This is a genomic window from Streptomyces sp. NBC_00236, from assembly GCF_036195045.1.
Taxonomy (GTDB): domain Bacteria; phylum Actinomycetota; class Actinomycetes; order Streptomycetales; family Streptomycetaceae; genus Streptomyces.
Map to the genome: position 1 here is coordinate 7,840,617 of NZ_CP108100.1, position 21,369 is coordinate 7,861,985.

Below are 21,369 nucleotides of genomic sequence, written 5' to 3' on the forward strand. Positions count from 1 at the left end.
CGAGGATCAGGACACGGGGGACACCAGGGACGCGAAGGACAAGAAGCAGGCGACGGACACGAGGGAGGCGGCGGACGCGCACGACGCGGCCGCGGAGGACCGCGAACCCGAGGTCGTGGCGGCGGAGTACTCCGGCAGCCACGCTGCCGGGAGCCCCCGCCCCGGCGCGGCCATCCGCTCGGCGGTCGTGACCGCCACGGGGGAGACGGGCGAGTCGGGTTACCCGCGGTATGCCGGCGAGGGGATGGTGGCGGACATCGACCCCGCGACGCACACCGTCCAGGCCCTGCTGATCGACGGATCGGAGCTGGACTACGGGCTGTCGGTCCGCGTCTCGGAGCGCGACACGGACGGCTGAAGCCGCCGGGCTCCCGGCGCGACGACGCTCAGGGCCCGGCCGTCACCGGCCGGGCCCTGACGCCTGCGCGTGCGGGAGGAGCAGCCTACTTCTGCTCCTTCTGCTGGTCCTCGATGGACTTGCGGACCTCGTCCATGTCCAGCTTCCTGGCCTGACCGATCACGTCCTCCAGGGCCGCCTCCGGCAGCGCGCCCGGCTGCGAGAAGACGGCCACGTTGTCCCGGACGATCATCAGCGTCGGGATGGACCGGATCTCGAAGGCCGCCGCCAGCTCCTGCTGCGCCTCGGTGTCGACCTTGGCGAAGACCAGGTCCGCGTGACGCTCGGACGCCGAGTCGTAGACCGGCGCGAACTGCCGGCACGGGCCGCACCAGGAAGCCCAGAAGTCGATCAGGACGAACTCGTTCTCACTGACGACCTGATCGAAGTTTTCCTTGGTGAGCTCTACGGTGCTCATGTTCTGCTACCTCTTCCTGTGCCCGTATCGACGTGTCCGGGACAACGGTGCCTGTGCTTGCGCTATTCCGCCTGCCCATGTGGCCGCCGCGCACACCCATGACCAGAATGGGCCCATGACACAAGCTGTGGAGCCTGTCGCGTACGACGTCGTGGTCATCGGCGCGGGTCCGGTGGGTGAGAACGTGGCCGACCGCGCCCGGGCCGCCGGGCTGAGCGCCGCGATCGTGGAATCCGAGCTCATCGGCGGCGAGTGCTCGTACTGGGCCTGTATGCCGAGCAAGGCCCTGCTGCGCCCCGTCGTCGCCCGCGCGGACGCCCGCCGCGTCCCGGGCCTCGCCGCAGCCGTCCAGGGCCCGCTCGACACCGCCGCCGTGCTCGCGCACCGCGACACGTACGCCTCGCACTGGAAGGACGACGGCCAGGCCGCCTGGCTCGAGGGGATCGGAGTCGACATCCACCGGGGCCACGGCCGGCTGACGGGGCCGAAGGCGGTCTCCGTCACGGCGCCCGACGGAACGGAGCGCCGGCTCACGGCCCGGCACGCGGTGGCCGTGTGCACGGGCAGCAGGGCCGTCGTTCCCGACCTGCCGGGCATCGACGGCGCCCGCCCCTGGACCAGCCGGGAGGCGACGAGCGCCAAGGAGGTACCCCGTCGCCTCGTCGTCGTGGGCGGGGGAGTGGTCGGCGTGGAGATGGCCACCGTCTGGGGCGCCCTGGGAGCCGACATCACCCTGCTGGTCCGCGGCAAGGGGCTGCTGCCCCGCATGGAGCCGTTCGCCGGCGAGCTCGTCGCCGAAGCGCTGACCGAGGCGGAAGCCGACATCCGTACGGGCGTCTCGGCCACGTCCGTACGGCGCTCCGCACCGGACGGACCGGTCACCGTCGCACTGGACAACGGCGAAGAGATCGAGGCGGACGAAATCCTCTTCGCCACCGGTCGCGCCCCGCGCACCGACGACCTGGGCCTGGAGACGGTCGGCCTGGAGCCGGGCTCCTGGCTCACCGTCGACGACAGTTGCCAGGTCGAGGGCACCCCCTGGCTCTACGCCGTCGGCGACGTCAACCACCGCGCGCTCCTGACCCACCAGGGCAAGTACCAGGCCCGCATCGCCGGAGCGGCCATCGCCGCGCGCGCCCAGGGCGTCCCGATCCTGGAGACGGACCGCTGGGGCGCCCACGCGGCCACCGCCGATCACGCGGCCGTGCCCCAGGTCGTCTTCACCGACCCGGAGGCCGCCTCGGTGGGCCTCACCCTCGCCGAGGCGGAACAGGCCGGCCACCGGGTCCGGGCCGTCGACTACGACCTCGCCTCGGTCGCAGGCTCCGGTCTGTACGCGGACGGCTACCGCGGCCGGGCGCGCATGATCGTCGACCTGGACCGGGAGGTCCTGCTGGGGGTCACCTTCGTCGGCCCGGGCATCGGTGAACTGCTGCACTCGGCGACGGTCGCGGTCGCGGGAGAGGTCCCCCTCGACCGCCTCTGGCACGCGGTGCCCGCATACCCGACGATCAGCGAGATCTGGCTCCGCCTGCTGGAGACGTACCGGGACGGGGGATGAACCACGTACGGCCGCCCCGTACGCGGTTCGCGCCCGGGTGCCCGTCGGGACCGGCGCATCCGTCGGCAGGCCCGCGATCGTGGACCGGCCCGGAAGATCCTCCGGCGGGGACGCACGGCATGGCGGACCACCTGAATGCGTAAGCCGTTCGCGTGGCGCCGCGGTTGAGCCGGCCGGAGGATGCCGCTGCGCCGAACGGTCCAACAGTGGCCCGGCGGAGGCGCCGCCGGGTTCGGCCGGTGGTTGCCTGAACCCCGCCGGCCCGCCGGCCGGAAACCGGCCGTACCGGAGCGGGCCAGCGAGGAGACAGAGACGCCATGGATTCCCACGTCGAGGCAGCGCAGGCGGGTGCTCTGCCGGCCGGCCTGCTGAAGCGCCAGACCGCACTGGTGACGGGCGCCAACTCAGGCATCGGCAGGGCCACCGCCATCGGACTCGGCCGGGCCGGGGCCGATGTGGTGGTCAACTACGTGAGTGGCCGTGAGGCCGCCGAGGACGTGGTCCGGGAAATCTCCTCGTTCGGTGTCCGCGCGGTGGCCCACGAGGCCGATGTGTCGCAGGAGACCCAGGTGGCCGCGATGGTGGATCGCACGGTCCAGGACTTCGGGACCCTCGACATCCTCGTCGCCAATGCCGGTATGCAACGCGATGCCAGGTTCACCGAGATGACGCTCGCCCAGTGGCAGAAGGTGCTCGACGTCAACCTCACGGGCCAGTTCCTGTGCGCTCGTGAGGCGACCAAGGAGTTCCGCCGGCGCGGAGTGGTCCCCGAGGTGTCCCGGGCGGCCGGGAAGATCATTTGCATGAGCTCGGTGCACCAGGTCATCCCCTGGGCGGGACACGTGAACTACGCCTCTTCCAAGGGAGGCGTGGAAATGATGATGCAGACCCTGGCACAGGAGCTCGCACCCGAGAAGATCCGGGTCAACGCGGTCGCCCCCGGGGCGATCAGGACCCCCATCAACCGCAGTGCCTGGGAGACGCCGGCCGCCCGGGAGGACCTCCTGCGCCTGATCCCCTACGACCGGATTGGGGACCCCGAGGACATCGCCCAAGCCGTCGTCCTGCTCGCGTCCGACCTCATGGACTACGTCGTGGGGACGACGCTCTACGTCGACGGCGGGATGACGCTCTTCCCCGGGTTCGCCACCGGCGGCTGAGCTTCGCGGGTCCAGGACCGCGCAGGCCCATGCGGACATGCGGCTGGAGCCCGTCACCGAAAGGCGCCGGGTGACGCCCGGAGAAGGCGACAGCGTGGTGCCGCTGACGACGTCCTGAGCGTGGTCCGGACCCCCGGCCTGATCTTCCCCGGCTCCAGCGGAATCTGACACATCGCGCAGCCGGACGACCGGTGTCGCGAGGGAGGTATGCCCCGTGCGGATCAGAATGTCCTGGGCCGCCGTGTTCAGGCTGCGGCAGTATGTGAAGGCAAGCCTGTGGATCATGCCGTTGTTCGGCCTCGTGGTGGGAGTCCTGCTGGCCCAATGGGCCGTCACCGCGGACAGTTCCCACTGGCCACCGAGCGGCTGGCGCTATTCGGCGACCACGGCGAGCGGAGTGCTGAGCGCCATCGTCGGAGCGATGATCGCGCTGCTGGGATTCGTCGTCACCATCGGTGTTCTCGTCATTCAGCAGGCCACCGGCACACTGTCCCCCAGGTACATGCGGCTCTGGTACCGGGACCGGCTCCAGAAGACCGTGCTGGCCACCTTCACCGGCACGTTCGCGTTCGCCTTCTCCCTGCTGCGCAGCATCGAGACGCGTTCGGTCCCTGACCTCGGGGTCACGCTCGCCGGTGGCGCCGTGGCGGTCAGCCTGTTGCTGCTGCTCGTCTATCTCAACCGCTTCACACACAACCTCAGGCCCGTCGCCATCGCCGACCTCGTCGGACGCATGGGCGAGGACGTGTTCGAGCAGGCGGCCGGGAAGGCCAAGGCCTCGGCCCCGCATCCCGGCGAGCCTTCCGTGCCGCGCGGACGGACGACCGTCATCCGGGCGGCGGCGGGCGGAGCCCTCCAGGCCCTTCACACCGCCGGTCTCTCGGCCGTCGCCGCGCGCCACGACTGCGTCTTCACCGTGCCTCACGTGATCGGTGACTACGTTCCCCGAGGCGCCGTCCTCGTCGAGATCCACGGCGGCACAGCCGTCCCCGACCACCGGCAGGTGACCGGGCTCATCGCGCTCGGTCCCGAGCGGACGATCGAACAGGACCCGGCCTTCGCCCTCCGGGTGCTCGTCGACATCGCCATCCGCGCCCTGTCGCCCGCAGTCAACGACCCCACCACCGGAGTGCAGGTCCTCAACCACATCGATTCGTTCCTCACGGTGGTCGGCCAGTCGCCGCTTCCGGGCCGCTATGCGCTGGCCGGCCAGGACGGCCGGACGCGGCTCGTCCTGCGGGGGAGGGCATGGGAGGACTACCTGCAGCTCGCCGTTTCGGAGATCCGTGACTACGGGTCGACGTCGCTGCAGATCTGCCGCCGGCTGCGCGCCCTCCTGCACGGGCTGCTCGACAACCTTCCGCCCGTCCAGCATCCGGCAGTCAGGGCCCAGCTGGAGCTCCTGGACGCTGCGGTGGAACGGGCCTTTCCCGACCCCGCCCGCCGCTCGGTCGCGCAGGTGGCCGACAGCCAGGGGGTGGGCGGCCGGTCCGGGCCGGGCCGTTAGACGGAGTCCTCCGGGAGCCCGGACGCACCGCATGCCGCACGACCGCTCAGTGTGCCTCGACCCAGCCGTGCCGGACGGCATGACCGCCGAGCTGCATCCGGGTCCGGACTCCGGCGAGGTCCATGAGGCGTCGCAGCCGCCGGTGCAGTGTGCGCGGTGAAAGACCGAGCTGAGCCGCGGCCGTCGGATCGGTCAGACCGGCCAGCAGCAGAGCGAGGATCTTCCGGTCCAGGTCGGTCGGACCCTCCGCACCGATGGCGACGGTGGGCTCGGTGCCCGCGCCGATGCCCGACAGTTCGAGTGGATGGGCGGCGCGCCACACCGATTCGAACAGCGCGTCCAGGGCATCCAGCAGGCCGCTTCGGTGCAGCAGCACGGCTCCGGGATCCCCGGCCGGTGTGACCGCGAGCGGGACCAGGCCGAGGTCGGCATCGGCCAGCACGAGTTTCATCGGCAGCTCGTCGGCGACCCGCAGCTGCACGCCGTTGCGCATCGATTCGACGGCATCGGCGATGATCCCCGGCTCGGCCAGTACGGCCCGGTCCAGTACCGCCCGGAAGTGGACGCCGCGGTTGATGGCCATGGGTTCCGCGGAGTTCTCGCCGGGCGGCACGGCGACGAAGGGCGCGGTGATGAAGGAGCGGACCTGCGTCCGGGCGGCCTGCTGCACCTGGAGGAAGCGATGCCGGATCGCGTCGACGCCTGTGATGACCTCGATCAGATCGCTGATGCTGCTCCCGGTCATCGCCGCCCGGTGTTCCTCGGCGAACGTGACCAACGCCTGTTCGGCCATGCGCAGCCCGTCCCGGCGCTGGCTGATGAGAGCGCCGAGCGCCATGGCGGGCGGGGCGGCGGTGAACCGCCCGTCCGCCGACCTGATCACCAGCCCCCATTCGACCAGACGGTCCAGGGCCGTGCCGGTGTGGGCCCGCGGCACGCCGAGCTGATCCGACAGCAGGGTCGCGGTGGAGTCCGGCCGGCCGAGCAGCTCGCGATAGACACGCTCATCATCGGGCTCCAGGCCCAGGACATCCAGCATCGGCGACCGACTCTCTTCCGCTTGCCGCAGCGGAGAGAGTATGCGCCATGGCGGCAGACTCTGAATAGTCGCTGGTGGGAGCAGGTATGACGGGAAGGGCCCCGGGGAGTCGCCTCCCCGGGGCCCGTCGGTGTGGGTCATCGCAGGCCGTACGCCCGGATGATCTCGTTCTTGACGCTGTAGCCGCTGTCCGTCGCGGCGCTCGCGCGGACCGACACGAAGCCGCCGGGCTTCTTCGCGGTCCGGAACGACCCGGTCCAGGAACCACCGGCACGCTGGGCGAGGGTCACCTTCTGCCAGGTGGCGCCGTCGTCGTACGACACGTCCAGCTTCACCGTGACGACCTTGCCCGGCACGGTGCCGGAGTCCATCGACACCGGCTTGAGCGTGATCCGCTGGGTGGCGTCGGCCCTGACGTCGCCGTGCAGGTCGGACTCCAGCGCGTAGTCCAGGTTCAGCACCGAGAACCGCTCGAAGAACTCGGACTCGACGGTGTCGGACACGAAGGTCCATTCGGTGTGGGTGCGCGTCGACAGCCGGAAGGCGTCACCGGGCCGCTCCACATCGAGGACGGTGCGGTAGGGCAGCTTGCCCGCAGGCACCTCCACCCACTGCATGTCGCCGCTGACCGGGTTGTCGTGGATCAGTTCGTCGCCCTGGAACACCTGGAGGTGGGACGGCGTCTCACCCCACGGCAGATAGCCGCCCAGCCGCATGTTGTCGCTCGCGGAGGCCCAGGCCTGCACGTTCCACGTCATGTAGTTCTGCCAACGGGAGTTGTACACACCGAACGACTCACCCTGGCCGGGGCGGGTCGCCGGAGCGAACCAGTCCAGCCGGCTGGTGCTGCCCCTGGCGTACGTGTTGTCGCCCGACACCATCGACCACGGCAGCGCCGTTTCGACTCCCTGCGTGTGGAACTCCCTCCAGACCTGACCCGGCGTCACCCACTCGGTGCGCGTGCCCGGGTGCCACTCGCGCTCGGGGAAGTTGAACGACGGGCTGAGGGTGAAGTCGGACCGGTAGCCTTCGGCACTTCCGCCGTCCGCGGCCGAGTAGTAGCGGGCGTCGATCCGGGCGAGGTCGTGCTCGGTCGGCTTGTAGACCAGCGCCCGGTCCGGCACCCGGCCGGGGTAGTCCCGGGTCAGGTCGTAGACGAACGGTGTGAACTCCGTCTGCTTCATGGTCAGCTTCAGGATGCCGGCCCTGGCCATCGCGACGAGGGCCTTGCCCGCGTCGCGATGCACGGTGGCGACCGGAATGGCCGACTCGCCGACGTACTCCATCAGGGCGCCTGCCCCGTCGTTGACCACGATCAGCGCCTTCGCGCCGGCCGCGACCGCGGCGTCGGTCCGCTCCTGCGGCGAGACCTCGTCGCTGCGCCCGATGACGACGAGCTTGCCCTTGGCGCGCGTCTTCTCGTAGGCGGCGGCAGAGCCGTCGCCCGCGTAGACGGCGTCCAGCCGGTCCGTGGCCGTACCCAGGGCGCTGCCCGCCTGCACCAGTGCCTCGAAGCGGAGCCGGCCGCCCGGCGTGCTCAGGCTGAGCGGCGGCTCGCCCTTGCGCCAGCGGGTGATCAGCATGAACTCGCCCTGCGTCATCGCCTCCGTCGGTGCCACGTAGACGTCGTCGTACGTCGGCGGCAGCACGTACGCACCGCGGTAGTCCATGAACGGGTCGAAGCCCTTGTAGTGGATGTTGAAGTCGACCTTGCGCTGGCGGTCCTCGGAACGCTGCGGAGCCTCCGTCTCCAGCAGGTGTGCCCGGCTCGCGTCGAGCACCACGTCGGCCGGGCCGTCCTTGAGCACGGTCTCCGGGTCGACCAGCACGGCCAGACCCGAGCGGTCCGGCTTCTGGCCGGCCACGTCGACGTACGCCCCGACGGAGTACAGGCCCGGCGCCATGCGCATCGTGGTCGAGCCCTCGACGTAGACGTTCCACGGCCAGGAGTCGCCGGCCAGGTTGACCGTGACCCAGCCTGCGGCCGGCTTGCCGTCCCGGCCGACCAGCTTGATGTTCAGGTCGTAGCGCTCCTCCTCCTTGAGCAGAGCCACGGAGGTCCGGGTCACCTGCTTTCCGGTGGCGGCGTCGGTCCCCGTCACGTAGCCGACGTGGCGGCCTGCCGAGGCGGCCCGCGGGTCACCGGTCACGGGGATCGCGGCGGTGCCGCCCGCCGGGACGGTCACCGCGGTGGCTCCCAGCGTGAACGGGCCGCCCGCGTCGGTCAGCGCCAGGTCCAGCGTGACGTCGGCGGAACCCGTGTTGGTGAAGGTCAGGTCCTTCGTGACGGCGACATCGCCCGGTTCGTGCGGCCAGGTGTAGTTGCCGAAGAAGAGCGATCCGGTGCCACGGACCGTCGTGCGCACGGCGGCGGCCACGTCGACACGGCCGGTGCCCACCTCGTACGGCGAGTACCCCTCGTCCAGGCCCTTCGCCGTGCTCATCAGGTGTTCCTTGAGCTGCGCGCCGTTCCAGTCAGGATGCTGCTGGGACAGGATCGCCGCCGCGCCGACGACGTGCGGGGTGGCCATCGACGTGCCGCTGATCGTGCGGTAGAGGCCCTCGCCCCCATCGGTCATCTCCTGCGAGCGGGGCGCGGTGATGTCCACGCCGGGCGCCGCGATGTCCGGCTTCATCCCGCCTGAGTACGCCAGGGGGCCGGTGCTGGAGAAGGAAGCGAGCCGGTCCTCCTTGTCCGTGGCGGCCACCGTCAGCGCGGAGGCGGCGGCGCCCGGGGCGGAGACGGTCTCCGGGCCCGCGTTGCCTGCTGCGATGACGAACAGCGTGCCGTACTGCGCGGACAGCGCGTCGACCGTCTGCGACATCGGGTCGCTGCCGTCCGTCGGGTAGGAGTCACCGAGGCTCATGTTGACGACGTCGGCTCCGGACTCGGCGGCCCACTGCATGCCCGCCATGACCCAGGAGTCCTGGCCGTAGCCCTCCGCGCCGCCGAGCACCTTGCCGACGAACAGGTCGGCGCCGGGGGCGACACCTTTGTTGTCGCCGCCGGAGGCGGAACCCGAGCCGACGATCGTGCCGGCCACGTGGGTACCGTGGCCGTTGACGTCGGTGACGGTCTCGCCCGGTACGAAGCTGACCGTGCCGTCGATCAGGCCGGCGAAGTCGGGGTGGTTGACGTCGATACCGGTGTCGAGGACCGCGACCTTGGCCCCCTTGCCGGTGTACCCGGCCGCCCAGGCCTCGGGCGCGCCGATCAGGGGCACGCTGTCCTTCAGGGTGGCCTTCACCCGGCCGTCGAGCCAGAGCTTCTCCATACCGGCTCCGAGCTTCGCGGCCCCCTGCGGCGCGACGGCGGTCCAGAAGGCGTGGGCCTGCCGCTTCCCGGTGCTGAGCGCGGCACCGTGGATGCCCTTGAGGCTGCGGGTCAGCTTGCTGCCGCGCGGGGCCGTCGGCTCGACGGCGGAGCGGGACTTCGACGGGGTGTACGTCGCGATCAGCGGCACCGCGGCCGACTTCGCGTCGTCGTAACCCATCTCGATCAGGTCGGTGACGTTGAACAGTCGGCGGTCGAGCTTGCCGGCGCCCAGCAGCGGTGCCGCCTCGTCCGGGACGACGAGCAGGTCGCCCTTGACCTCCTGGATCTTCACGCCACCGACGGCGCTGTCGGGCCGGTGAACGTCAGCGGACTGTTTGCCGTCGGCCATCGTGGTGACCGTGACGACGTCGCCGGTGACCAGGGTGACCTTGTGGGTCGCCGAGGGCTTGGCGGGAACGGCGGGCCTGCTCGGAGCGGCCTGTGCGGGCGCTTGCAGGGCTATGAGGCCCGACGCCAGAAGCGGCACGGCGACGGCGGCCGAGAGCAACTGCCGGCGTCTGCGCCGGAAGGCGGGTGACTGAATGGGGGAGAACATGGCATGGGTCTATCCGCGAGTGGCGCACGGCGTGAAGAGCCGGTGGCGGCAAGTCCTTGCCATGGCAGCGACTTGCCGCCGGGGAACGGCTGGAATGCGGTCAAGTCGCCCTCGGTGACCGAGTTGCGCGGGCGCCGGTCGCGGATGCCGCTGTCAGGGCAGACCTGCCGGCCGACCGCCTCGCCGCCCGGACCCGGGCGGGTGACCGTCGACGTCCCTGAGCTCGCGCTCGCTCCCGCGCCCCGATATGCATCGCGTAGTGGCTGCGCGCCGCGCCCGGATCGGCCGACGCCTGACGAGGCCAGCGAGCAGCCGGTCCGAGCCGGGCAGCAGGAAGGCCTCCAGCCGAGTCCGTGGCAGCACGAAGCGGAGCCCCCGGCGCGGAAGCCGCCCGGACGGGCACCGACAGGACGCCGATGCGGGTCTCCGCGGCAACGATGATCAGATCCTGTTCGGTGGACCACCGCCGGTGGACGGGCGGCTTGCTCACCCCGGCCCTGGCCGCGACGGCATCCGTCGTGACCGCGCCCGGGTCCCCTGCCCGGCGACCAGGCCCACCTCCACGTCGAGCACGGCTCCGGAGACCGTGTCCCGCGCGGTCGCCCCGGGCTGCGTACGGCCCGGCCGGCCTCTCCGTCATGTGCAGAGCCTGCGGCCGTCAGCTCACCGCATTCCCTCATCAGGACGGCGTGCCGTCGTCGGCATACGATGGGTCGCCGGTGCCGAAAGGGGCGCAAAATGGACGAATATCCCCTGATCGAGAACCACGGTCTGATCGGAGACCTGCAGACCGCGGCTCTCGTGACCACGGACGCGACGATCGACTGGTTCTGCTGTCCCCGCTTCGATTCGCCCAGCGTGTTCGGTGCCCTGCTCGACCACCGAAAGGGCGGTCACTTCACCGTCCGGCCGGTCGCCGACACGTACACGAGCAAGCAGCTCTACCACCCCGACACGGCCGTCCTCGTGACACGTTTCATGACCGAGGCCGGCACCGGTGAGGTGGTGGACTTCATGCCGGTGACCGGAACGACAGCGACGGACCGGCACCGTCTGGTCCGCATGCTGCGGTGCGTCCGGGGCAGCATGACGTTCGAAGGGGAGATCGCTCCCCGCTTCGACTACGGCCGCACACCGCACGAGCTGCACATCACGGAGCGCGGGGCCCTGTTCACTTCACCGGACATGAACCTCGCCGTCCACGCCGTCCGCGAGCCACAGGACGAGCGGCTGCTGAACATCCTCTCGGGCGAAAACGACCTGCGGTTCACCCTGACCCTGCAGGCGGGCCAGCAGCGTGGCCTGGTCATGGAGTCGTCCCCCGACGGGCCGCCGCAGGAGGTATCCGTGGCGGAGTTCGAGCAACTCTTCGACGAGACCGTCCAGTTCTGGCGCTCCTGGCTGGGACAGTCCACCTATGCCGGCCGGTGGCGGGAAGCGGTGGAACGGTCGGCCGTGACGCTGAAGCTCATGACGTACGCGCCCACCGGCGCCCTGGTGGCGGCCCCCACGGCGGGCCTGCCCGAGCAGTTGGGCGGAGAACGCAACTGGGACTACCGCTTCACCTGGATCCGTGACGCGTCGTTCTCGGTGTACGCGTTGCTGGGCCTGGGGTTCAGGGAGGAGGCAAGGGCGTTCATCGGCTGGCTGCACGACCGCGTGAAGGAAGAGGCCGGTCACGAAGGCGGCACCGGGCCACTGAACATCATGTACCGCGTCGACGGCTCCTCGGACCTGGTCGAGGAGACCCTGGACCACTGGGAGGGCTACGGCGGCTCCGCCCCGGTCCGCATCGGAAACGGAGCGGCGAGCCAGCTGCAACTGGACATCTACGGTGAGGCGCTCGACAGCATCTACTTCGCGCACCAGCACGGCATGCACCTGGATACGCGGGGCTGGACCGCGCTGCACACCCTTCTCGACTGGCTGGTCGATCACTGGGACCAGCCCGGTGAGGGGTTGTGGGAGACCCGAGGCGGCAGGAAGGACTTCACCTACGGCCGCGTGATGTCCTGGGTTGCCTTCGACCGCGCCGTCCGCATCGCCACCGACGACGGCCGTCCGGCTGCCCGCGGCCGCTGGGTGGACGCCCGGGACACGATCTACCAGCAGGTGCTCAACCGTGGCTGGGACCCGACGAAGAAGGCCTTCGTCCAGCACTACGGCGACGACGTCCTCGACTCGTCCCTGCTGCGCATGCCGACGGTCGGTTTCATCACGCCGGACGATCCCATGTGGAAGTCCACGCTGGACGCGATGGAGCATGAGCTGGTCAGTGACAGCCTCGTCTACCGCTACAACCCCGAGGCCTCACCCGACGGGCTGAGCGGCTCGGAGGGGACCTTCTCCCTCTGTACGTTCATGTACGTCGACGCCCTGGCGCGGGCCGGACGCATCGACCAGGCCCGGCTGGTCCTGGAGAAGATGCTCACCTACGCCAACCATCTCGGCCTGTACTCGGAGGAGATCGCCGTGACGGGCCGTCAACTGGGTAACTTCCCACAGGCGTTCACTCACCTGGCGCTGATCGACGCCGCCATCACGCTGGATGCCAGGATCAACGCGGCACGCGGGGGCACGGGCACGGCCTGAGGGCTCCCGCGCGGAGTGCATATCGGCCCGAGCTCCCGCGCGGAGTACACCGTCCGGCCCGTACGGTGGCCGCCGCACCCTCTCCGCCCCGTACGGTGACCGTCGCTCGCGGGACCGCGGTCACCGGACAGGCTCCTCCGCTACGAGCGGCCGACCACAGCGCAGGTTCCACCGCCCCGACCTGCCGCTGAGCTCCGTGACCGTGAGGGGTGCCACGTCCAGTCGCCAGAACGCCAGTGGAGGAAGGGCCAGCGCATGGACGACGGCGGCCCGGATCACGGCAGGCTCGACCACCCCCACGACCCGGCCCGGACCGTCCCCGTGCAGCGAGTCGAGCCACCGGCCCACCCTGGCGCAGAGCTCCAGCAGAGACTCGCCCCCGTGCGGAGCCGCCGCCGGATCCGCCAGCCAGGCCGCCACCCCGTCCGGCTCGTCCGCGCTCACCTCGGACAGCCGCGCACCGGACCAGCGGCCCATCTCCCAGTCCCGCAAGGCGTGTTCGGCGCCTGTCCGGAGCCCCAGCGCTTCCGCGGTGTCGCGGCAGCGGCGGGACGGCCCCCGCAGCCACTGGTCCGCGACCGGGACCGAACCGGAGGCAGCGGCTGCCCGGGCAGGCCGGAGCCCGGATTCGTCCAGCGGAGCGTCACCGGCGAACCGGGCCTCGCGCAGCGCGGAGTTCATTGCCGGTGAGATCAACATCACCCGTACCGTCATGCCCGCCCTCAACTCCCTGAACTGTGACCCCGTGGCCAAGCACACCATGGCATCCAGGGCGCGCCGGCCCGCCCACGGGCACCATGGCGGCCGTCACGCCCAAGCGGTATGGTCGCGACGACACGACGAGGGTGTGACGGAAGTCCGGTGAGAATCCGGCACGGTCGCGCCACTGTGAACCCGTACCCGTACGGGAAGTCAGACCCAGCACCTTCGTCTCAGGCACCACGATCGGGACGCGTGTTCCCTCAGGAGGTTCTGCCATGGCACAGACTGCTGCCCCCGCCACGGTCACACCCGCCATCACTCCCATCTCGCTGAAGGCCATTGCCCCTTGGGCGGTCTTCTTCGGCGTCGTCATGCTGATCCTGCTGTACTTCGTCGGTGCCGAGCAGGGCGCCACCGCGCTCATTTCGGGCGAAGGCGTGCACGAGTGGGTCCACGACGGCCGTCACCTCCTCGGATTCCCCTGCCACTGATCCATCCGGCTGATCCAGGGGAATCCCTCATGAACTCCATATCTGTCAGAGCCCTGCTCGTCCGCGGCATGCTGGCCGGCCTTGTCGCGGGTGCGCTCGCGCTTGCGGTGGCGTACTTTCTCGGCGAGTCACGCGTCGATGCGGCCATCGCCCTCGAAGAGGCGCACCGCCACAGTCACAGCCACGACCACGGCGGCGGCGAGGAACTCGTCAGCCGGGGCATGCAGGCCACCGGCGGACTCGCCACCGGTGTACTCGTCTTCGGCGTCGCCGTCGGCGGCATCGCCGCACTCGTCTTCTGTTACGCACTCGGCCGGTTGGGCCGGTTCGGCCCCAGGGCGACGGCCGCGCTGATCGCGGGAGCCGCCCTGCTGACCGTGTACATCGTCCCGTTCCTGAAGTACCCGGCGAATCCGCCGGCTGTCGGCAACCCCGACACCATCGGCAGACGCACCGCGCTGTTCTTCCTCATGGTCGCCCTCAGCGTGCTGCTGGCCGTCGCCGCCGTCATCCTCGGCAGGCGGCTGGCTCCGCGCCTGGGCAACTGGAACGCCACCATCGCCGCCGCTGCCGGCTACGTGCTGGTCATCGGCCTCGCCTATGCCTTCCTGCCCTCCTTCAACGAGGTCGGAAAGGACTTCCCGGCTTCTCTGCTCTGGGAGTTCAGGCTGGCCACGCTCGCGGTGCAGGTCACGCTCTGGACGGCCTTCGGGCTGGTCTTCGGCTATCTCACCGAACGGCTGCTGGAGCCGGGGCGGGACGCGGCCACTGCCACGGACGCCAGAACGAAACGGTCGGCCCCCGTGGCGGGCTGAGGTTCTGTCAGGGCCCGCCGGGGGAGACCAGGATCCGCGGCGGGCCCTGACGCGTACGGAAGCCGGCTCACGCCTGTCCGGCGGAACCGTCCCAGTCGATCCGGTAGTACCTCAGCAGCGCGTCCTCCTTCACGAGGCGCATGCCCGCCGCGGCCATGACGTGCTGGGAGGCGATGTTGTCGAGGTCGGCGTCCCCGTGCACGCAGACGATGCCCTGGTCACGGGTGAACCGAAGAAGCGCACGGAGCGCCTCGGAGGCGTAGCCCATGCCGCGCGCCGACGGCACGAGTCCGTAGCCGATCGTGACGTGCCCGTTCTCGTCGGGCGCGCCGTGGAACCCGGCTCCGCCGATCAGCAGCCCGTCCTCGCGGCGCCTTACGTGGTACGAACCGTAGGGAGTCGGGTCACGGGTCTCGGCACAGGTCTCCAGGAACCGCTGGGCCGCCCGCATCTCACCCGGGAGGGGAAAGCCGGGAGCCCAGCGAGCACCCTCGGCCGGCCTGCCCGCCGCCACCTGCTCGGCCTCGGCAAGGGTCATCGGGGACAGGATCAGCCGTGGTGTGTCGAGTGAGGTCATGCCCTGTGAGGTATCACGCGCCGAGGCCGGGCCGCACCCGGATATCCGGGTGCGGCCCGGTGTGCGCGGCGGTCAGGCATCACCGGCCGGGGTGAAGTCCCCGGACAGGGCGGCGGCCATCCGCAGCTGCGTGTCCGCCTCGGACTGCCGGCCCTGGCGCTCCAGCGTGCGGCCGAGCATGAGCCGTGCGTACTGCTCCACCGGGTCGAGTTCCAGCACCGTGCGCAGCTCCGTCTCGGCCCGGACGAGCCGTGCCGAGTGGTAGTAGGCCCGCGCCAGCAGCAGCCGGGGCGCGACCTGGTCCGGCACCTCCTCGACGAGTCCGCCCAGGATCCTGGCCGCCGTCGTGTACTCCTTCGACCCGAAGAACAGCTGTGCGCGGTCCCAGCGCTCGGCGGCGGTTCCGAACTCGTAGTAGGTGTCGCTCATGTGACCTCCTCGGTCGAAGGCGCCGCCGGGCCGCTCCCGTACGTGTCCACCCGCCACAACACCGGCAGATGGTTTAACATTCCACTAAAAATTCGGCGTGGGCGCCACCCGCCCGGAGCCGCACGGGAATAGGTTGACCGCCATGAGCAATCTCGATCGCCAGGCCGCACTCTCCGTCTGTGGAGGGCGGGGTTTCGTCGTCGCCGAACCCGTACGTGAACTCCTCACTCCGCGCCACGTCCGGCTCGGCGAGTCCACCGAGGTCCGCAGACTGCTGCCCAACCTGGGCCGCCGCATGGTCGGGGCCTGGGCCTTCGTCGACCACTACGGCCCCGATGACATCGCGGACGAACCCGGGATGCAGGTTCCGCCGCACCCCCACATGGGCCTGCAGACGGTCAGCTGGCTGCACGAGGGCGAGGTCCTGCACCGCGACAGCCTGGGCAGTCTGGAGACGATCCGCCCGCGCGAGCTCGGCCTGATGACGTCGGGCCGCGCGATCAGCCACTCCGAGGAGAGCCCCAGGCCGCACGCCGCGCTGCTGCACGGCGCCCAGCTCTGGGTCGCCCTGCCCGATGCCCACCGCACCGTCGAACCGCACTTCCAGCACCACAAGGACCTGCCGACCGTCACCGCCCCCGGCCTCACGGCCACGGTGATCCTCGGCACCCTCGACGGCGCCACCTCGCCCGGCACCGCGTACACCCCGATCGTCGGCGCCGACCTCGCCCTGAGCGGCGGAGCCGAGGCCCGCCTCCCGCTGGACCCCGACTTCGAGTACGCCGTGCTGTCGATGTCCGGCGAGGCGGAGGTCGACGGCGTGCCCGTCCTGCCCGGGTCGATGCTCTACCTCGGCTGCGGCCGTTCCGAGCTTCCCCTGCGTGCGGAGTCGGACGCGGGGCTGATGCTCCTGGGCGGCGAGCCCTTCGAGGAGGAGATCGTCATGTGGTGGAACTTCATCGGGCGTTCCCACGAGGAAATCGAGGAGGCCCGCCAGGCGTGGGCGGAGGGCTCCCGCTTCGGTGAGGTGCACGGCTACGACGGCGACCGGCTGCCTGCTCCCGCACTGCCGCCGGTGGCGCTGAAACCGCGGGGACGGGTGCGCTGAACTGGAGTGATGTGTTCTCCGGTGCGCCCTGTCGTGTGCGCTCGCTGCGTCCCCCCGCCAGCACGGCGGAGGGGTGCAGCTGTGTCTCCGGAGGTCGATTCCTGGGGCGGTCGGCACTCGCACGTGTTGGCACCCGTGACCAGGTCTGATCAAACACCGGCTGACCCGTTGTTGACCTTACTGATGCGTCATCAGATTGCCGGGGTTGGGGGACTGCCGATGCTGCCCTGCCCGACCAGCGCTCTCCTGGGGTCTCGGGTACGCGTCCGGCGCTGAGGACGAAGGAGTGCTGGCCGTCGGGCAGTGGGTGGACCTCGGAGGTGATCTTGAACTCGGCGAGGCGTCGGCCGAGCGCGGTGCCGTCGTCGGCGAGGGTCTCGTACTCGCCGAAGTGGACAGTGGGGGGCGGCAGGCCGGTCAGGTCGGCGTTCACGAGACTGATCTGCGGGTCGGCGAAGTCCACGGCGGGGTCCTGGATCCAGGCTGACCGGAAGAGTTCGAGCGTGGCCCTGCTGAGCATTCGGTCGCTGCTCTGTTCGCGTCCACCGCCGGGAGCCGCATCGTGAGGTCGGTCCACGGTGAGAGGCTGACGATCGCGCCCGGGGCCGCCGCACCCTTTGCGAGCAGGCGCAGCGGCAGCATCACCGCGAGGGTGCCCGGATCGGGTGGGGGCCGGCTGATCGGCCGGCCCCCCGGAGTCAGAGGTTGATCATGTGGCCGGTGAGGCCGTGGAACGCTTCCTGGAGTGCTTCGCCGAGGGTGGGGTGGGTGTGGACGTTGCGGGCCAGTTCGGTGGCCGTCAGGTCCCACTTCTGCGCGAGGGTGAGCTCGGGGAGAAGTTCCGCGACGTCCGCGCCGACCATGTGTCCGCCGAGGAGCTCGCCGTGCGCGGCGTCGGCTACGAGCTTCACGAAGCCGGTCGGTTCGCCGAGACCGTGGGCCTTGCCGTTCGCGGTGAAGGGGAACTTCGAGACAAGCACCTCGTGCCCCTCGTCGCGGGCCTGCTGCTCGGTAAGCCCGAACGAGGCGACCTGGGGCTGGCTGAAGGTCGCGCGCGGCATCATCCGGTAGTCGCCCAGCGGCATCGTCTCCGCCCCGGCGATGGTCTCGGCGGCGACAACGCCCTGCGCCTCGGCTACGTGGGCGAGCTGGAGCTTGGCGGTGACGTCGCCGATCGCGTACAGGTGCGGTGCCGAGGTCCGCATGTGCTCGTCGATGGCGATGGCGCCCCGGTCGGTGAGGGTGACACCGGTGTTCTCCAGGCCGTAGCCGGTGGTGCGCGGTGCGAAGCCGACGGACATGAGGACCTTGTCGGTACGAATTTCCGAGTGCGTGCCGTCGGCGGCGGTGTAGGTGACCGTGACGGAGGTTCCCTCGTCCGTGACGGCCTCGACCTTGGTGGAGGTCAGGAGGTTGATGCCGAGTTTCTTGTACTGGCGGGCGATCTCCTTGGACACCTCGGCGTCCTCGTTGGGCAGCGCGCGGTCGAGGAATTCGAGAATCGTGACCTCGACGCCGTAGTTGCGCAGTACGTAGGCGAACTCCATGCCGATCGCCCCGGCGCCGACGATGACGATGGAGGCGGGCAGCTCGCGCTGAAGAATCTGCGTCTCGTAGGTGACGACGTTCTCGCTGAGCTCGACGCCGGGCAGCAGTTTCACGGTGGAGCCGGTGGCGATGATGGCGTCGTCGAAGGTGACGCTCTGCGTGCCGCCGTCGGTGAGGGCGACGTCGAGGGTGCGGGCGTCGGTGAAGGTGCCGTGGCCGTCGATCTCGGTGATGGCGTTCTTCTTCATGAGGAAGTGCACGCCCTTGACCCGGCCGTCGGCGACCTGCCGGCTGCGGTCGTAGGCGGCGCCGTAGTCGAAGCTCACGTCGCCCGAGATGCCGAACTGCTTGGCCTGGTAGTGGAAGGTGTGGGCGAGTTCGGCGTTGCGCAACAGGGCCTTGGAGGGGATGCAGCCGACGTTCAGGCAGACGCCTCCCCAGTACTGCTTCTCGATGACGGCGACACTCTTGCCCAGCTGGGCGGCGCGGATCGCGGCGACGTAGCCGCCGGGCCCGGCGCCGAGGACGACGACATCGAAGTGTGTGCTGCTCATTGCGGTTCTCCTTCTCGTTTCCGCTCTGGTCATCGTCATGCCGGCGACAGGCTGTCGCACGGCGGGACTACGACCGCCCAGCCGCCCCGGTCCGGTGGATGGGCGGCTCGTAGACGCTGGTGTCAGGCGTGGGTCAGGGTCGGGTGGTCGGTGTATCCGGCCTTGCCGCCGCCGTACAGGGTGGCCGGGTCGATCTCGTTGAGCGGGGCATCGGTGCGCAGGCGCTCGACGATGTCCGGTGGTTGGTGTTCGGGGAGAGGAACTGGTGCAGCAGGCAGCCGTTCGCTCCGTGGATCTCCGCACCGTCCGCGCCGGCGGCGCTCGCGGTCGATGTGCGTCCGCACCGCACCCTTGATCAGTCTGCCTTCGTCAAGGCCGCATGCGCGGCGGCAAGGATCTCCTCGGAGAGCGGGGAGCCCTTGGTGGCCCGCGACAGGACCAGCGCGCCGAGCAGGGTGCAGAGGCGGGCGATGCCGTCCTGGTCGTCGGTGGCGAGGAAGCCGGCGAAGTCGGCCACTCCCTCGGTGTAGACGCGACGGGCCTCGCGCTCCCCGCCCTCGCGCGCGATGTCGGTGGCGAGCGCGGCGACCGGGCAGCCGTGCCCCGGGTCGTCGCGGTGCTCGGTGGAGAGGTAGGTGTCGATCAGGGCCTGCTGGGCGGCTTCGCGCTGTCCCTCGTACCGCTCGAGCCCGGCGCCGTGGTGTCGGGCGAGTTCGGCGAAGGCGTGGGCGGTGGCCTCGTCGACGAGCGCCTCCTTGGAAGTGAACTGTTTGTAGAACGCGCCGTGGGTCAGGCCGGCCGCCTTCATCAGGTCGGCGACGCTGACCTGCGTGCCCTGTTCCCGGAGCAGGCGGGATGCGGTGTCCACCACCCGCCTGCGATTTTCCTCCGCCTGTGCCTGCGATACGCGGCCCATGACCACCTCCCGTTTGGATGTCGACTGGCATCTATCATAGGCTCGTGTTTAGATTGGATGCATAATCTAAATCGGTGCGGGTGGCCGACGGCACCCGCCGGGACCAGGAGCAGGCATGGAACTCAAGAACGCGGTCGCAGTCGTCACCGGCGCCAACCGGGGCCTCGGGCGGCATCTGGCAGCCCAGCTCGTCGAGCGCGGCGCGAAGGTGTACGGCGCGGCCCGACGCCCAGAGGCGGTCGACGTGCCGGGCGTCATCCCGCTGCGGCTGGACGTCACGGACGCGGAGTCGGTACAGGAGGCCGCCCGCATCGCTTCCGACGCGACGCTGCTGATCAACAACGCAGGCATCTCCACCGGTGCGACGCTGGTCGGAGGCAGCCTGGACGAGGTCCGCCGGGAGATGGAGACCAACTTCTTCGGCCCTCTCGCCGCCACCCGGGCCTTCGCCCCCGTCATCGAGGGCAACGGCGGCGGCGCCGTACTCAACGTCCTGTCCGCCCTGTCCTGGTTCCACCCGGCCGGCCTCGGCTCCTACGCCGCGTCCAAGGCCGCCGCCTGGGCGCTGAGCGACGCGACGCGCGAGGAGCTGGCACCTCGCGGGATCACCGTCTCGGCCCTGCATGTCGGCTACATGGACACCGACATGGCCGCCGACGTGCCCGCCGACCAGAAGGTCGCCGCCGTCGACGTCGCGGCCCAGGCCCTGCACGGCATCGAGACCGGCCTGACCGAGATCCTCGCCGACGAGACCAGCCGGTACGTCAAGCAGAGCCTTTCCACGGCACCCCAGCCGAACGCAGGCTGACGCTCACCCCTCCACACCGGCGCGCCCCCCTTCCCACCCCTCGCACAAGGACGCCTCATGCGCTACACGACCTTCGGGCACCGGACCGGACTGCGCGTCTCCGAGTACGCGCTCGGCACCGCGAACTTCGGCACCGGCTGGGGCGCAGGTGCCGAACCCGACGAAGCACGGCGGATCTTCGACCGGTTCGCCGAGGCCGGCGGCACCTTTCTCGACAGCGCGGACGGCTACCAGTTCGGCGAATCGGAGGAACTGACCGGAAAGCTGATCTCCACCGACCGCGACCACTTCGTGCTGGCCACCAAGTTCGCCCTCGGCGCCGCCCCGCAGCCGGACATCTCCAAGACCGGCAGCAGCCGCAAGAACATGGTCGCCTCGGTGGAAGCCAGCCTCAAGCGCCTGGACGCAGCTCCGCCGAGGGGCGCCTGAGCGACCTGGGCAGGGTCATCCACACCGAGAGCACCGGCCAGAAGACCGCCGTCGTCGACACCGTCCTGGCCACCGCCGAGGAGACCGGCGTGACACCCGCCCAGGTTGCCGTGGCCTGAGTGCGCGAACGCGCCGCCCGTTCCGCGGCCACGCTCGTCCCGATCGTCGGCCCGCGCAACCTCTCCCAGCTCGACAGCTACCTCGGCGCCCTCGACGTCCAGCTGACCGACGAGCAGTACACCCGCCTCACCGATGTCAGCGCCGTTCCGCTCGGCGCACCCCACGAAGGGATCGCCGCCTCCCTGGACCCGCCTCCAAGGCGGCGCCGCCGACCACGTCACCGCCCCGGCCGTGCCGGTGGCCTGATGGGTGAACGCGGCTGATTACGCGGTGCGCCCGCGCCGCAGCGAGAAGAACAACACAAACCATTTCAAGACGTACGGCGT

General features: G+C 70.4%; 20 protein-coding genes, 1 pseudogene and 1 riboswitch. Of the genes and pseudogenes, 11 read left to right on the forward strand and 10 right to left on the reverse strand.

Annotated elements, in window-relative coordinates:
* Positions 1-115: 115 nt before the first annotated feature.
* Complete coding sequence (locus OG446_RS34945; protein WP_328898514.1) at positions 116-358, forward strand: hypothetical protein; 243 nt, start codon at positions 116-118, stop codon at positions 356-358.
* Positions 359-443: 85 nt separating this feature from the next.
* On the opposite strand, the gene trxA is transcribed toward OG446_RS34945, so the two are convergent.
* Positions 444-815: a thioredoxin gene (gene trxA / locus OG446_RS34950; RefSeq protein ID WP_148017196.1), complete on the reverse strand. Its 372-nt coding sequence runs from the start codon at positions 813-815 to the stop codon at positions 444-446.
* A gap of 115 nt (positions 816-930) precedes the next feature.
* On the opposite strand from trxA, the gene OG446_RS34955 reads away from it, so the two are divergent.
* The 3 genes from OG446_RS34955 to OG446_RS34965 all read left to right on the forward strand — a co-directional run bounded on the left by OG446_RS34955 (position 931) and on the right by OG446_RS34965 (position 5,043).
* Positions 931-2,376 (forward strand): dihydrolipoyl dehydrogenase family protein, encoded by a 1,446-nt coding sequence (locus tag OG446_RS34955; protein WP_328897797.1) that lies wholly within the window; start codon positions 931-933, stop codon positions 2,374-2,376.
* Positions 2,377-2,693: 317 nt separating this feature from the next.
* Positions 2,694-3,536 carry an SDR family oxidoreductase gene (locus tag OG446_RS34960; RefSeq protein WP_328897798.1) on the forward strand — a complete coding sequence of 281 codons (843 nt, stop codon included), beginning with the start codon at positions 2,694-2,696 and terminating at the stop codon, positions 3,534-3,536.
* A 214-nt stretch (positions 3,537-3,750) separates the two neighbouring features.
* On the forward strand, positions 3,751-5,043 hold the full coding sequence (locus OG446_RS34965; RefSeq protein ID WP_328897799.1) for a DUF2254 domain-containing protein: 1,293 nt from the start codon (positions 3,751-3,753) through the stop codon (positions 5,041-5,043).
* A gap of 46 nt (positions 5,044-5,089) precedes the next feature.
* Here OG446_RS34965 and OG446_RS34970 read toward each other — a convergent pair whose 3' ends face one another.
* A complete protein-coding gene (locus OG446_RS34970) occupies positions 5,090-6,082 on the reverse strand; it encodes a winged helix-turn-helix transcriptional regulator (RefSeq protein WP_328897800.1) in 993 nt (330 codons plus the stop codon).
* Between the two features lie 137 nt (positions 6,083-6,219).
* A complete protein-coding gene (locus OG446_RS34975) occupies positions 6,220-9,954 on the reverse strand; it encodes a S8 family peptidase (RefSeq protein ID WP_328897801.1) in 3,735 nt (1,244 codons plus the stop codon).
* 738 nt (positions 9,955-10,692) lie between these two features.
* Between OG446_RS34975 and OG446_RS34980 the strand changes: the two genes are divergently transcribed.
* The gene (locus tag OG446_RS34980) at positions 10,693-12,546 is read left to right on the forward strand and encodes a glycoside hydrolase family 15 protein (protein ID WP_328897802.1); all 1,854 of its coding nucleotides are present in this window, start codon (positions 10,693-10,695) and stop codon (positions 12,544-12,546) included.
* Positions 12,547-12,666: 120 nt separating this feature from the next.
* Here OG446_RS34980 and OG446_RS34985 read toward each other — a convergent pair whose 3' ends face one another.
* A complete protein-coding gene (locus tag OG446_RS34985; RefSeq protein WP_328897803.1) occupies positions 12,667-13,260 on the reverse strand; it encodes a histidine phosphatase family protein in 594 nt (197 codons plus the stop codon).
* A gap of 124 nt (positions 13,261-13,384) precedes the next feature.
* Positions 13,385-13,478: riboswitch (adenosylcobalamin (AdoCbl) riboswitch) on the forward strand.
* 45 nt (positions 13,479-13,523) lie between these two features.
* Here OG446_RS34985 and OG446_RS34990 point away from each other — a divergent pair.
* Positions 13,524-13,739, forward strand: a complete 216-nt coding sequence (locus tag OG446_RS34990; protein WP_219570050.1) for a CbtB domain-containing protein — start codon at positions 13,524-13,526, stop codon at positions 13,737-13,739.
* Between the two features lie 29 nt (positions 13,740-13,768).
* The gene (locus tag OG446_RS34995; RefSeq protein WP_328897804.1) at positions 13,769-14,554 is read left to right on the forward strand and encodes a CbtA family protein; all 786 of its coding nucleotides are present in this window, start codon (positions 13,769-13,771) and stop codon (positions 14,552-14,554) included.
* A gap of 67 nt (positions 14,555-14,621) precedes the next feature.
* On the opposite strand, the gene OG446_RS35000 is transcribed toward OG446_RS34995, so the two are convergent.
* Both OG446_RS35000 and OG446_RS35005 read right to left on the reverse strand, forming a co-directional pair.
* Positions 14,622-15,131, reverse strand: a complete 510-nt coding sequence (locus tag OG446_RS35000; protein WP_328897805.1) for a GNAT family N-acetyltransferase — start codon at positions 15,129-15,131, stop codon at positions 14,622-14,624.
* A 72-nt stretch (positions 15,132-15,203) separates the two neighbouring features.
* Positions 15,204-15,560 (reverse strand): tetratricopeptide repeat protein, encoded by a 357-nt coding sequence (locus tag OG446_RS35005; RefSeq protein ID WP_328897806.1) that lies wholly within the window; start codon positions 15,558-15,560, stop codon positions 15,204-15,206.
* A gap of 142 nt (positions 15,561-15,702) precedes the next feature.
* Between OG446_RS35005 and OG446_RS35010 the strand changes: the two genes are divergently transcribed.
* Positions 15,703-16,668 (forward strand): pirin family protein, encoded by a 966-nt coding sequence (locus tag OG446_RS35010; protein WP_328897807.1) that lies wholly within the window; start codon positions 15,703-15,705, stop codon positions 16,666-16,668.
* A 337-nt stretch (positions 16,669-17,005) separates the two neighbouring features.
* Here OG446_RS35010 and OG446_RS35015 read toward each other — a convergent pair.
* From OG446_RS35015 to OG446_RS35035, 4 genes and pseudogenes are all read right to left on the reverse strand, one after another.
* Positions 17,006-17,188: pseudogene (locus OG446_RS35015) on the reverse strand (alpha/beta hydrolase fold domain-containing protein); the annotation flags it as partial.
* 178 nt (positions 17,189-17,366) lie between these two features.
* Complete coding sequence (gene lpdA, locus OG446_RS35020; RefSeq protein WP_328897808.1) at positions 17,367-18,770, reverse strand: dihydrolipoyl dehydrogenase; 1,404 nt, start codon at positions 18,768-18,770, stop codon at positions 17,367-17,369.
* 133 nt (positions 18,771-18,903) lie between these two features.
* The gene (locus tag OG446_RS37260; protein WP_443050250.1) at positions 18,904-19,119 is read right to left on the reverse strand and encodes an oxidoreductase; all 216 of its coding nucleotides are present in this window, start codon (positions 19,117-19,119) and stop codon (positions 18,904-18,906) included.
* Positions 19,120-19,125: 6 nt separating this feature from the next.
* On the reverse strand, positions 19,126-19,686 hold the full coding sequence (locus tag OG446_RS35035) for a TetR/AcrR family transcriptional regulator (RefSeq protein WP_328897809.1): 561 nt from the start codon (positions 19,684-19,686) through the stop codon (positions 19,126-19,128).
* A 115-nt stretch (positions 19,687-19,801) separates the two neighbouring features.
* Here OG446_RS35035 and OG446_RS35040 point away from each other — a divergent pair, with 115 nt between their 5' ends.
* The 3 genes from OG446_RS35040 (at position 19,802) to OG446_RS35050 (ending at position 21,306) form a co-directional block, all read left to right on the forward strand.
* Positions 19,802-20,494: an SDR family oxidoreductase gene (locus OG446_RS35040; protein WP_328897810.1), complete on the forward strand. Its 693-nt coding sequence runs from the start codon at positions 19,802-19,804 to the stop codon at positions 20,492-20,494.
* A 57-nt stretch (positions 20,495-20,551) separates the two neighbouring features.
* Positions 20,552-20,923 carry an aldo/keto reductase gene (locus OG446_RS35045; RefSeq protein WP_328897811.1) on the forward strand — a complete coding sequence of 124 codons (372 nt, stop codon included), beginning with the start codon at positions 20,552-20,554 and terminating at the stop codon, positions 20,921-20,923.
* A 119-nt stretch (positions 20,924-21,042) separates the two neighbouring features.
* Positions 21,043-21,306, forward strand: a complete 264-nt coding sequence (locus OG446_RS35050; RefSeq protein WP_328897812.1) for a hypothetical protein — start codon at positions 21,043-21,045, stop codon at positions 21,304-21,306.
* Positions 21,307-21,369 lie beyond the last annotated feature (63 nt).